The 11,492-nt window shown below is 33.0% G+C and carries 12 protein-coding genes; 11 read left to right on the top strand and 1 reads right to left on the bottom strand.

The features are described 5' to 3' along the window. The first annotated feature begins 31 nt into the window (after positions 1–31). The 5 genes from ACZ9HT_RS14380 to ACZ9HT_RS14400 all read left to right on the top strand — a co-directional run bounded on the left by ACZ9HT_RS14380 (position 32) and on the right by ACZ9HT_RS14400 (position 5,618). Positions 32–745 carry an alpha/beta hydrolase-fold protein gene (locus ACZ9HT_RS14380; protein ID WP_476041189.1) on the top strand — a complete coding sequence of 238 codons (714 nt, stop codon included), beginning with the start codon at positions 32–34 and terminating at the stop codon, positions 743–745. A 363-nt stretch (positions 746–1,108) separates the two neighbouring features. Next, positions 1,109–2,062, top strand: a complete 954-nt coding sequence (locus ACZ9HT_RS14385; protein ID WP_476041190.1) for an ATP-grasp domain-containing protein — start codon at positions 1,109–1,111, stop codon at positions 2,060–2,062. 162 nt (positions 2,063–2,224) lie between these two features. Next, entirely contained in the window at positions 2,225–3,331 is a 1,107-nt protein-coding gene (locus ACZ9HT_RS14390) for a carboxylate-amine ligase (RefSeq protein WP_476041191.1), read from the top strand. 39 nt (positions 3,332–3,370) lie between these two features. Further along, positions 3,371–4,198: a type 1 glutamine amidotransferase gene (locus ACZ9HT_RS14395; RefSeq protein ID WP_476041192.1), complete on the top strand. Its 828-nt coding sequence runs from the start codon at positions 3,371–3,373 to the stop codon at positions 4,196–4,198. A gap of 238 nt (positions 4,199–4,436) precedes the next feature. Next, complete coding sequence (locus ACZ9HT_RS14400; protein ID WP_476041193.1) at positions 4,437–5,618, top strand: hypothetical protein; 1,182 nt, start codon at positions 4,437–4,439, stop codon at positions 5,616–5,618. A gap of 195 nt (positions 5,619–5,813) precedes the next feature. Here the strand turns inward: ACZ9HT_RS14400 and ACZ9HT_RS14405 are convergent, their stop codons facing one another. Next, on the bottom strand, positions 5,814–6,908 hold the full coding sequence (locus tag ACZ9HT_RS14405; RefSeq protein WP_476041194.1) for a tyrosine-type recombinase/integrase: 1,095 nt from the start codon (positions 6,906–6,908) through the stop codon (positions 5,814–5,816). Between the two features lie 230 nt (positions 6,909–7,138). Between ACZ9HT_RS14405 and ACZ9HT_RS14410 the strand changes: the two genes are divergently transcribed. From ACZ9HT_RS14410 to ACZ9HT_RS14435, 6 genes are all read left to right on the top strand, one after another. After that, entirely contained in the window at positions 7,139–7,627 is a 489-nt protein-coding gene (locus ACZ9HT_RS14410) for a hypothetical protein (RefSeq protein ID WP_476041195.1), read from the top strand. 238 nt (positions 7,628–7,865) lie between these two features. After that, on the top strand, positions 7,866–8,288 hold the full coding sequence (locus tag ACZ9HT_RS14415) for a hypothetical protein (RefSeq protein WP_476041196.1): 423 nt from the start codon (positions 7,866–7,868) through the stop codon (positions 8,286–8,288). A gap of 171 nt (positions 8,289–8,459) precedes the next feature. After that, complete coding sequence (locus tag ACZ9HT_RS14420) at positions 8,460–8,879, top strand: hypothetical protein (RefSeq protein WP_196080145.1); 420 nt, start codon at positions 8,460–8,462, stop codon at positions 8,877–8,879. Between the two features lie 180 nt (positions 8,880–9,059). Further along, complete coding sequence (locus ACZ9HT_RS14425) at positions 9,060–9,527, top strand: hypothetical protein (RefSeq protein ID WP_476041197.1); 468 nt, start codon at positions 9,060–9,062, stop codon at positions 9,525–9,527. A 323-nt stretch (positions 9,528–9,850) separates the two neighbouring features. Further along, positions 9,851–10,675 carry a hypothetical protein gene (locus ACZ9HT_RS14430; RefSeq protein ID WP_476041198.1) on the top strand — a complete coding sequence of 275 codons (825 nt, stop codon included), beginning with the start codon at positions 9,851–9,853 and terminating at the stop codon, positions 10,673–10,675. Between the two features lie 170 nt (positions 10,676–10,845). Beyond that, positions 10,846–11,385 carry a hypothetical protein gene (locus ACZ9HT_RS14435; RefSeq protein ID WP_476041199.1) on the top strand — a complete coding sequence of 180 codons (540 nt, stop codon included), beginning with the start codon at positions 10,846–10,848 and terminating at the stop codon, positions 11,383–11,385. The last annotated feature ends 107 nt before the right edge of the window (positions 11,386–11,492 follow it).

An 11,492-nucleotide genomic window follows, 5' to 3' on the forward strand; every position in this document is an offset into this window, starting at 1 on the left:
TTCGAGAGAGCTTCAAACAAAAAAAATATTTATGCCGAGAATTGAACATACCGATTTTTACTCTCACATTTTAGGAATGAGTTTAAAAGTTGAAGTAACTGGACATTTCGGTTACCCCGTTTTGATGTTTCCGACTTCGAATGGAGATTATACCCAAAATCATGATTTCAAATTAAATGAAAGTATTAACTGGTTCGTGGAAAATGGAAAATTAAAACTCTACAACATTGAAACTGTTGATAAATATAGCTTTTACGATAAAAATATTCATCCTTCGGAACGAATTAGAAATTACGAACTGTACATGCAGTTTTTAATTCAGGAGTATGTTCCTTATTTACAGGCAATGCATTCTGAACATCGTGTTGCTGTTGCTGGCGCGAGTTTCGGCGGTTATCATGCCGCAAATTTCGCCTTTCGTTTTCCGGATGTTGTTTCTCACATGTTCTGCTTGTCGGGTGCGTTTACGATCCGTAATTTTATGGATGGTTTCAGCAATGATCTCGTTTATTTTAACTGTCCGCGGGAATTTATGAGAAATGAAGAAGCCTGGAAATTCAGTCATATGCATATTATCTTAAGCACTTCCGACGAAGATATTTGCTTAGATCAAACAAAAGAAATGTCTGGAATTTTAGCCTCGAAAGGAATCAATCACTGGTATGATGAAAGAAAATGGATCAGTCACGACTGGCCGCTCTGGAGAATGGTTTTCCCTATGTTTGTTGGGAAGTTATTTGGCTAAGCGGAGAGTTCGAATTAGTTTGAAATAGTTTGAAAATAACTTTGGTGAAATTAAGTGGAACTTTATTAAAAAGATTGAATAGTATATAACATATTAGAAAGAAATATAAATTTTTAATCCGCAACTCATTTGATATGTCAACAATTAAAAAATTCGAGGACTTAGAGATTTGGCAGCTTTTTAAAGAAATTTGCAGACTGAGATGACTTTAAAGGAAATAAATATAAGAAATGAAGAGGCTGAAATTTTTGCAATGGCTTTAAATTACGAGCACAACATCGAACGACATCAAATCATTTCAAGCAACATCAAACAAGTTTTAAAAAATTAACTCAATTATTCATTAAAAAAATAAAAAATATTATGGCAAAAAAAGTAGGAATTTTATTCGGGATGGAAGATACTTTCCCCTGGGCTTTCATCGATAAAGTAAATGAATTAGGAAAAGGCGAAGTTGTTGCCGAAGCAGTAATGATCGATAAATTAGAGCAAGGAGCAGATTATGGTTACGCCGTAATTATCGACCGAATTTCTCAGGATGTTCCTTTTTACAGAGCTTATCTAAAGAATGCAGCTTTAAATGGAACCTATGTAATGAACAATCCTTTCTGGTGGAGCGCCGATGAAAAATTTTTCAACAACGCGCTGATGTCTAAAATTGGAATTCCGTTGCCTAAAACTGTTCTTCTTCCAAGCAATGACCGACCAACAGATACGACAGAGACCTCTTTCCGGAATTTAAAATTTCCACACGACTGGGATTATATCTTTAATTATGTAGGATTTCCGGCGTATATGAAACCTCACGATGGTGGTGGCTGGAAAAGCGTTTACCGCGTAGAAAATGCGGAAGACATGTGGAATAAGCTGGGCGAAACGGAACAATTAGTCATGATGCTTCAGGAGGAAATTGTATTTCAGGATTACTACCGCGTGTATTGTCTGGGTAAAAAATATGTGCATATTATGCCGTATGAACCAAGAAATCCACATCATTTAAGATATGCGACTACGCATCAAACCGAAGGAAAAGAACTGGAGAAATTGCTGAAAGTTATTCACGATTACACCATTAAAATGAATGAAGAATTGGGCTACGATTTCAATACCGTAGAATTTGCGGTTAAAGACGGAATTCCTTATGCCATCGACTTCTGTAATCCAGCGCCAGACGCAGACAGAAATTCTGTAGGTGAAGAAAACTTTACCTGGATCGTAGAAAATGCGGCAAAATTCGCCATCGAAAAAGCAAAAGAATACAAAGCCGGAAAACCCAATATTTCCTGGGGTAAATTCGTGAAAGACACGATAAAATAAAGTTAGAACCAACAAGATCGAAATGAAAATTTAAGGAATTAACAGTAGCGGGAATATTTTTCGTTCTAAAGGATTTAGAGTAAGTTCCAAAAATCTTTATTCTGTTCAAAACTTTTTATGTATTTAAATTTTCATTTTAATCTTTCATAAAACACAAAAGATATGCATCAATTTACCATAGGCGTTGAAGAAGAATATCAAATTATCGATGTAGAAACGCGCGATCTGGTTTCTCATGTTTCTAAAATCATTGAAGGCGGGAAAGCAACTTTACTCGAAAATTTAAAGCACGAAATGCACGAATCTGTTATTGAAATGGAAACCGGCATCTGCAATAATATTCAGGAAGTTAAGGCCGAACTCACCGATCTAAGAAAAAGACTCATCAAAGTTGCGCACGAAAATAATCTGCGGGTTTCCGGTGGTGGAACTCATCCTTTTTCGCGGTGGCAAGACAATCAAATTACAAAAGCAGACCGTTACGATAAGATCGTGAGTGATCTGGGCGACGTTGCGCGATCCAATTTAATTTTTGGACTTCACGTTCATATCGGTATTCCGAATCGTGAAGAAGGCATTCGAATTCAAAATGTGATGCGCTACTTTTTGCCTCACGTTTATGCACTTTCTACAAACTCCCCTTTTTGGGTCGGCAGCAAAACGGGTTTCAAATCTTATCGGCAGGAGGTTTTTGTAAAATTTCCACGAACGGGACTTCCGAGTTATTTCAGTTGTGTGGCGGAATTTGATGCTTATATTGATTTGATGATTAAAACCGGAACTATCGATAATGCAAAGAAAATCTGGTGGGATCTAAGAGTTCACCCATTTTATCCAACCATCGAATTCAGGATCTGCGACATGCCTTTGCGCGTTGATGAAACTGTTTGTATCGCTGCAATAATGCAGTGTCTGGTGGCGAAGATCTACAAACTTCACGAACAGAATATGAGTTTCCGAAGTTACCGCCGTTTGCTATTGAATGAAAATAAATGGCGTGCGTCGAAAGATGGAATTCATGCCCATCTCATCGATTTTGGAAAAGAAACCAGCGTTCCCTATTCTGATCTGCTGAAAGAACTTTTGGCGTTTATTGATGATGTGGTTGATGATTTAGGCTGTAGAACTGAAGTAGAATATGCCTGGGAAATTATGAAGAACGGAACCGGAGCAGACCGACAGTTGGCGGTTTACGAAGAAACAGGTGATCTGAAAGCCGTGGTGGATTATATGATTTCCGAAACCGAATATGGCATTACTTATGATTAAAATAATTATTCCGTAATTTTGCAGCGTAAATAAATAGTAATGAAAGAGATAAAAGTCGCCCTACTCGACATGAATAACAATCATGTAAATCAGGGAATGCGCAATATAAGAGAGATCTCGCAGGTTTTTAAAGAAAACTCGAGCGAAGATATATCGATACAGGTTTTTGATGTGAGATATGAGAATGAAATACCCAATATTGAAGATTTCGATATTTTTATTTCTTCTGGAGGTCCGGGAAATCCACATAAAGAAGGTTATGAATGGGAAGAGAAATATGCTTCTTTTTTAGATGCGATCTGGGAGCATAACAAAAACAGCGATCATAAAAAATATCTTTTTCTGGTTTGTCATTCTTTTCAGGTGGCGAGTATTCACTGGAATATAGGGAATATCTGCAAACGAAAATCCTACTCTTTCGGCGTAATGCCAATCCATAAAACCGACGAAGGGAAAAAGGATTTTTTGCTCAAAAACCTGCCAAATCCTTTCTATGCCGTAGATTCCAGATCTTATCAGTTCATTGAAGCCGATGAAGAAGAAATGGAAGAAATGGGCATGAAAATAATGGCAATGGAGAAAGTTCGTCCGCACATTCATCTGGAAAGAGCGGTGATGGCTGTTCGTTTTTCCGAAGAGATCTTCGGCACACAGTTTCATCCGGAAGCGGATCCCAAAGGAATGCTGGAAAATCTGAAAAACGACAAAAATAAAGAAGCCATGATCGAAAATTACGGCATGGAGAAATATCTGGAAACCATCGACAGAATGGATGATCCTGATAAAATTGTTTTGACTCAAGCTCAAATTTTACCGAGATTTCTGCAACACGCTTCGGAGCAGGTCCTTAAATTTGAAATGGCGTAGATTCTCATAAGTAATTGATAATGCATGATGCGAAATTTTTGGAAATAAAATTCTCCATCATTTTTAAAGGTTGATGTCTTTCCTTTTAATGTACGCAAAGGCCGTTCAAATTTTTTTAATTTTTGTGCTTTTCTTCTGCATTTATCGATACCACTTTTGGGACTTTTTTGCTTAAAAGTCTTTGCTATATTTTAAGATTTATTTTTCTTGATTACATTTTTATTAAATTAAAGACCCTATGATTCCAAAATACAGAGACCATTTTAATGCAGAATTTACGCAGGAGAAATATCAAAATATTTTAGACGATCTAAAGGAGAAAGGGAGAACCTATCCACAATTTCGGGTTTCTGAAAGCCCGATTTTTTTAACGGCAGCCTTCAAAACAAAATTGAATGATGCCTGCGAGAGTATTGTCTCTCAAATCAAAGAAATGTCGCCGGAGGAATTGAGTAAAGCGATACCTTTAGACGCTAATGTGCCAAACGACACGAAACAGCCGCATTTTTTTACCATCGATTTTGGGATCTGCGAAAACGAAAAGGGAGAAATCGTTCCGCAACTTATTGAACTGCAATCCTTCCCTACTTTATATGCTTTTCAAAAAGAATTACAAAATTCATTAATTAAGGAATATCCTTTTCTGGAACCATTCCAATCTAAAGTAAGCAATGAGGATTATTATGCCGAATTAAAAGAGCTGATTGTTGGCGACGAAAATCCGGAGAACGTCATTCTTTTAGAAATTTATCCGGATGAGCAGAAAACGAATATCGACTTTTATTTAACGGAAAAAAATCTCGGAATTAAAACCGTTTGTCTTACGAAAGTTCAGAAAGAAGGCAAAAAACTCTACTACGATAACGAGAGCAAACGCACGCAGATCAAGCGTATTTATAACCGTGTTATTTTCGATGAGATCAATAAAATCGCGGATCTGAAAGTAGATTTCGATTTTCGGGATGATCTGGAAGTGAAATGGATCACACATCCGAACTGGTTTTTCAAAATTTCAAAATATATATTACCGAAACTTCAACATGAATATGTACCGAAAAGTTATTTTCTAAATGATTTTCCGGCGGCTGAAAAATTGGGTGATTTTGTTTTGAAACCTCTATTTTCTTTTGCGGGAAGCGGCGTAAATCTGTACCCAACGCCCGAAGATATTGCTGTTATTGAAGATCGGGAAAATTATATTTTACAGAGAAAAGTGACCTATGCTCCACTTTTTAAAGATCCAAACGGTGAATTTTCGAAAGCAGAGATCCGTTTGCTTTACATCTGGAAAAAAGATGAAGAGCGCCCGAAACTGATGGAACATTTGGTAAGAATGACTAAAGCAGATATGGTAAACGTGGATTTCAACAAGAAAAATGCGATTTGGATCGGTGGAACAACGGCTTTTTTTGAGAAATAAATTTCCTGAAATATTTCTATTTTATTAAACTTCTTGGTTTTAAAAACCACCAATTTCTGGCATTTATTTTAAGCAATGCTGGAACGGTCTTTAAAAAGAATACTTAAACTTTTTATAAGTATTCAATTCTCCGATTATAAGTGATTTGTAGACTTTCACTTTATAGCGGCGTTTCTTTACACACCCGTAAAAAATTCAAAGAAGTTTGTCCAGCGGCGAGGTGACTTTTCGCACTTGATTATCGCTGGCTCTGGCGTAAAGTAAAGTAGTACTGATGTTATTATGTCCAAGTAATTTCTGAATAAGACTAATATCGGTGCCGTATTCTAACAAATGTGTGGCATAACTGTGTCGCAGACTGTGAATGCCAACTGTTTTTCTAATTCCAGCTTTGGTCATGGCTTTTTTGAAAACCGCCTGCGCACTTCTTACCGAATACGCGCCACCAAACTGCCCTTCAAAAAGATATTTTAATGGTTTATACAGTTTGTAATATTCGCGAAGTTCCTGCAATATACTGTGTGGAAGGTTTACGTATCGATCTTTTTTACCTTTGGCTTTTGCTATCAGAACGCGCATTGTTTTACTGTCGATATCTTCGATCTTTAATTTTACGATCTCACTTACGCGTAAACCCATGCCGTAGCAAAGTTTTAAAACGAGGCGGTGTTTTAGATTTTCGGTCACGCTGATTAATTTTTGAATTTCTGTCGTATTCAAAGATTTTGGCAAGAGGAGCGGTTTTTTCGGACGTGGAATATCGATAAACATTTTTTGGCGGTGCAAAACATTTTCGAAATAAAATTTAACTGCATTGATCCGGCTGTGCAGATGATTTTCGGAAATATTGAGCTGATCGACACAGTAGAGAAAATAGCTTTTGAGCCGTTCTTCTGTAAGATCTTGTACGGGATGATTTTTTAGGATGTACAGGAGCTGTGCAAATTCTGTGGTGTAGGTTCGTATTGTATTTGCGCTGTAGGCTTTCAATTTTAATTGATTTTGAAAGGCGATGAACTGGGCAAAATTTTCGGCGGGTATTTTAGAAATGATCTCTTTCCCAACGGCGGCAACTTCGAGATCAAATATTTTTCTGTTTCGAGACAGATCCGGAACGTACCACATTTTTTGCGATCTGGACCACGTCGATTTACAATACTTTTTCAGCAGCTCGATATTTTCTTTTAGGTAGAGAAACTGTACCCAAATAATTCTTTTTTCTTTGTGCGTACCCTCTTTAAACTGAAAAACGGAGGGATCAAATAAGCACTGCGTATTTTCAATATTCATGAGTGCGCATTTTAAATATTAATAATCAAATTTAGAAATAATTTTTGTAATACACATTGTAATCGGCTGATAATGTGAGGGTAAAAAATTTAATTTATTTTTGTCAGGAAATTGTTTTATGCGTATATTTGAGAGTTGCCTAATATGTTATGAAAATTGTGCTTCAAATATTATTTTTAGTTTTCATCTTAAGTTCTTACCAAAGTAAAGGACAGAAAATCCCTTTGAATATGGAGATAAATTTAAAAAATGCAAATCCTACTGCTCAAAAAATAATGTCTGAAGATTTCTTTTATGACGTTACCGACGAATTTGCGCCATTTGGAAGCGATGTCGGAAATGACACTTTTTATCTTTATATTGATTGGAAAAACAAAAATGAAACTAAAAAAGCAATCGAGTTTTTAAATGAAAATCTTGCTGAAAATGGTTTATCCAAATTTAATTTAAATACCGATACAAAAAACCCTAAAAAATTAATATTGACTGTTGACAAAATGCCGAACAAGTATTACGATATCAACTCTATTGACAATACAGTAATCTCATTGGCTTTTTCACAATTGTTTTTATCGGGAAATATTGATGCTGAAATTAAAACGTTAGCGAAAATTGCCATCGAAAGAGAAATTCTATTTGCTGAAGTTTGGGAGGAAAATTCAAAGACACGAATTGAAAAACTAAATAAACTTGCTAAATCCTTAAACTTGGCTGAATAAAAAACACATCAGGCAACAAGGTATTTCTATTAGCGGGGCTGAAGTTCCTATCATAAAGATTTTCGCTAATTGTTCATTTTGTTATATTTACAAAGACTTGTTATAAAAAGTCCCCGCCAACAGAAATACCCAACCGTTATCTGCAAGAAAGCCAAACCTTACGAGTAAGCAAATGAAGCATATTTTCCCCATAATTTTTATTTTATTTTTATCTTCATGTTCAAGTTTGAAAAAAAATTTGAATAATGAATTTATCGAATTTAATCATAAAAACTATATGGTCATAAAAGATGATCATATTAATATAAAGTTAATTCCAAAAAATAATGGAGACAAAAAATATGTAGTTGCTAACATAATTTATAAAGGTGAAAAATTAAATAATAAAAGAATATCTAATTCTGATTATGAAACAATCAAAAAAATGATTTATCAAATTAAAAACGAAGATTTAGAAATGCCTAGAGTTGTAAATAAAGGTAAGTCGAACGAGTATTTAGTCGGAATTCCAGATGGCGGAAATAACAAAATAATAATTTTTGAAAACAACGTAAAAAAAGAATATTCAACAACTGGATTTAGTGAAGAATATCACAAAACCTTTTATAATGCTGTTGAGAAAATATTTAAACCATTAAAAATGGAACTTAAAAACCTCTAATCTTCCTGCAGATAACATGGTATTTCTACAAGCGGGGTGGAATTTATAGTTAAGAAGATTTTCGATATTTTCACTATTTTAGCAAGTAGAAAGGTTTGGCTTTTTTTGCCCCCGACTGCAGAAATACCCCGCCGTTAGTAGCCATTTTAAAAACCAGCGACAATTCACGATTTGAAAAAAAATATAAAACAGATTTTTGGAATTTTTATATTTCTTTTAAATATAAATGTTTACTCTCAAAAAGTTAGTTTGACAATTGACTGTAAAGAAATCGTGTTTGATTCTCTCAAATACGAAAACAAAATAGTACTATATAAAATTTTATCCAAGAGAGTCCTTTACACAAAGGGAACAACTTCGTATTTTACCACAGATATTTTATTGCCAGAATTTGATAAAAATTCTGACCGTTCCTTACTACAGATTATCATAAATAAGATTTCGGAAAATAATCAAACGGATGAATTTAATGCGTTTAAAAACTGTGAGTCTAAAGAAACATTTTATCAAAAAACAAAATTATCGCGGAAACAAAAACAAATCTTAAAACAGAATTTCATTGGTTATTTTTATAGAAATAACATAAAATAAAAACGGCTACTAACAAGGTATTTCTATTAGCGGGTCGGAAGTTCCTATCATCAAGATTTTCGCTAATTTTTCAATTTGTTATATTTACCAAGACTTGTTATCAGAAGTCCCCGCCAACAGAAATACCCAAACGTTAGCCGTAATTTTACAAGACCCTCATTAATAGACAAAGTGAATTGTATGAGAAAATTAATATATCTTTTAATAATTGGACAATTTATAATTATAAGTTGTAAAGAAAATTTAACTAAAAATAATAAGGTAGAAACCATTATAAAGACAGAGGATTTAATTGTTCAAGAAAGCAAAGTCGATAAAATAGATTTTCAAATTTCTCAAATAATTAAAAAAGACAGTTTAGACATTTCATTTATAGGGAAAACAACACAAGAATTGAATAATTATAATTTTCACAATTGTTTCGAACTAATGCTTGGAGGTGAAATTGAAAAATTTGCGGTCTCAGAATATTCGCTAATTATAGATAATTGTCGAAATGGGAAAGGCAAAATTACATTAGAAGAATTTATAAATTATTACGATAAAACAAAAGCAAATTTTTTGGTAAAAGACGAAATTATAGTAAATAGTAATTATCCAAAAAAATGTTATTCAACAATTAATTTAGCATTGGAGAATCAATCCTAATCAAATTACGTAATCGAATTTGAAGATAATTCTAAGGAGATTTTGACAAAAATCTATAGAATTTGGAGAATAGATTTGACTCAACTAAAATTTATAGAAATAAAAAAACCAAAAAATTTTAAATGTTATAATCCAGAATATGCAGACGGAATATAAAAAACTACGGCTAACATCGGTTTGGCAATATGGCGGTTTTGGTGCCAAATCGAAGATTTTTGCAATCTTTGAAGTTTAGTGATAATAGAAAGTTTCGGCTTCTTTATCCGCCACATCGCCAAGCCGAAAAACGTTATCTGCCACTCTAATAAACATATCGCCAAAAAATGGACGTTGTAAAAATTCCAAAAAAATTAAAGACTATTTTCCAAGAATTAAGAGATGGAAATATAGAATTAGGAAATGAAAATCTTAAAAACTACAAGGATTTTGAACCTCAAAAAAATATTGTTTTTGCACAAATAAATTATTTTGAAAGTAATTACGAACAAGCAATGCATAATGACGAAAACTCTCTTTTATTTAATGAACAATGGTATCCAGGAAATATATTGACAGAACATTTTTTTGCTTATACAAATATTGCAATAAAAATTAATCAAATTGAAAGAGCGGAAAAATTTTACAACTTTTTTTTGGAAACTAAAGAAATGGAAACCCTTCCGGCACATCAAATAAATCAATATAGATATTTAGTTGAACAGCACATTTTAAAATTAAATGGCGAAAAAAATCTTAAATTATATCCTGAAAAATTATCGTTAATTACCGAAGGCAAAAAAATTTCTGAAATAGAATTAATTCAACAAAAACAAAGAAAAGATTTAAACAATAAAAATATTGAAAAAATCGAGTATTTACTTAATTTTATGATTAATGACTGCAATTCAAAATTAGTTTTTGAATATTATGAAAAATATTGTGAAGAAATAAAAAGTGAAAATATTCACTTTGATATTGCAAGATTATATTGTTTGGCAAACGATGAAAATTTGGCGCGAAAAGCAACGTTAAAATTTGTCGAAAATTGGTTTCCAATTGACTTTCTACAAATTGTTCCAATGAAATTTTTTGAATATGAAGAAATGAATTTAATATTAACAGATGAATTTAAAGTTCAAATTTTGAATTCACGGAAAGCAGTATCGTAAAAGAGCATCAGATAACATCGTATTGGCAATAGTGCGGAGGAATCGCAAGTTTAAAGATTTCAGATTTTCCGAAGTTTAGTTTATAATAGAAAAAGTTTGTATTTTTAGCCGCACCATCGCCAATACGCAAAACGTTATCTGTAATGTTATCAAAAAAAACAAGTATTTAAATGAAGAAAATTTTACCATTATTTTTGTTGCTGTTTTTGTTTAATTGTAATAAAAAAAATGAAAATATACCAATTCTTCTTAAAGTTGATTATTACCCAACTTTTTCACAAAATGTTGAAGCGATAATAAATCTTAACGAAAAATACATTGTGGCAAATAATCCTTCACCAGAATTTCCACCACCACCTTCGAATTTTAAGGATTTGTCAGACATCGAGTACAAAAATATGTATCAAAAATATTTTTCTGAAAACCCGTTTTTCGAACCTTTCTCTGCTGTAATTACCACAAAAGAAAATGAAAATATAAAAAGTATTATTGACGAATTAAAACCAAACGACTTTAAAAAATTTCGTGGAGTTCCAGCAAATGATGGAACCTATATTATAATAACGATTGTATATTCTGACAAATCTGTAAAAATAATTGACACAAAAAATAGTCCGACTAAAAATCAGAGGAAATTAATAAATAATATTTTCAATCTCATAATTCAAAAAAATAAATCTAAAAAAAACGAAGTGATTTTAAAAAAGTAAAAACACTACAGATAACAAAGAACTGTGCTTAAAAACAAATAAAAATCGAATTATTTTTAAATAAATTTAGGCATAGCACTTCTGTATTCTTTGTTGTATTCCACTCC

It is taken from the genome of Chryseobacterium sp. UYP7 (assembly GCF_056279225.1).

Excerpts from the sequence above, each read along its gene's own strand:
- ACZ9HT_RS14410 (WP_476041195.1), top strand. The coding sequence starts at position 7,139 with ATGGAGATAAATTTAAAAAATGCAAATCCTACTGCTCAAAAAATAATG.
- ACZ9HT_RS14380 (WP_476041189.1), top strand. The coding sequence starts at position 32 with ATGCCGAGAATTGAACATACCGATTTTTACTCTCACATTTTAGGAATG.
- ACZ9HT_RS14395 (WP_476041192.1), top strand. The coding sequence starts at position 3,371 with ATGAAAGAGATAAAAGTCGCCCTACTCGACATGAATAACAATCATGTA.
- ACZ9HT_RS14435 (WP_476041199.1), top strand. The coding sequence starts at position 10,846 with ATGAAGAAAATTTTACCATTATTTTTGTTGCTGTTTTTGTTTAATTGT.
- ACZ9HT_RS14390 (WP_476041191.1), top strand. The coding sequence starts at position 2,225 with ATGCATCAATTTACCATAGGCGTTGAAGAAGAATATCAAATTATCGAT.
- ACZ9HT_RS14430 (WP_476041198.1), top strand. The coding sequence starts at position 9,851 with ATGGACGTTGTAAAAATTCCAAAAAAATTAAAGACTATTTTCCAAGAA.
- ACZ9HT_RS14425 (WP_476041197.1), top strand. The coding sequence starts at position 9,060 with ATGAGAAAATTAATATATCTTTTAATAATTGGACAATTTATAATTATA.
- ACZ9HT_RS14400 (WP_476041193.1), top strand. The coding sequence starts at position 4,437 with ATGATTCCAAAATACAGAGACCATTTTAATGCAGAATTTACGCAGGAG.
- ACZ9HT_RS14405 (WP_476041194.1), bottom strand. The coding sequence starts at position 6,908 with ATGAATATTGAAAATACGCAGTGCTTATTTGATCCCTCCGTTTTTCAG.
- ACZ9HT_RS14385 (WP_476041190.1), top strand. The coding sequence starts at position 1,109 with ATGGCAAAAAAAGTAGGAATTTTATTCGGGATGGAAGATACTTTCCCC.